Raw genomic sequence first — 508 nt, forward strand, 5'->3', positions numbered from 1 at the left:
GTCCAGGCTGGCGAAGCCGGCGTTCACGCCGATCAGGCGGCCGCCGAACACCTCCTGCAGCATCGGCGAGGCCATGCCGATCACGCCGATACCGGCGGACACGTTCAGGCACAGCACGCCCCACAACAGCCAGAACTGCGGGATGCCCCAGACCTTGCGCACGTGCACGTGATGGGCGGTGATCATGGCGTTGGCGCTGGCGGTCGGCGCGCTCCAGCCGGCCGGGGTCCAGCCGCTCGGCGGCACGCGGTAACCGAACGCACCGGCCATCATGAACACGAAATACAGCCCGGCCATCACCAGGAAGGTTTCCTTCACGCCCACCGAGTCGGGGCCGGCGAAATGCCGCATCAACGCGTCGGCCAGCGGGCTGCCGATCATCGCGCCGCCGCCGAAGCCCATGATCGCCATGCCAGTGGCCATGCCGCGGCGGTCCGGGAACCACTTGATCAGTGTCGACACCGGCGAGATGTAGCCCAGCCCCAGGCCGATGCCGCCGATCACCCCC

Annotated in this window: 1 protein-coding gene; it reads right to left on the bottom strand. The window is 69.1% G+C overall.

Annotated features, from left to right (window positions below):
* Positions 1 to 508, bottom strand: a 508-nt coding sequence (locus CSC70_RS14230) for an MFS transporter (RefSeq protein WP_162457223.1), incomplete at both ends; no start/stop codon positions are given.

The organism is Pseudoxanthomonas kalamensis DSM 18571 (genome assembly GCF_010211745.1).
Taxonomy (GTDB): domain Bacteria; phylum Pseudomonadota; class Gammaproteobacteria; order Xanthomonadales; family Xanthomonadaceae; genus Pseudoxanthomonas_A; species Pseudoxanthomonas_A kalamensis.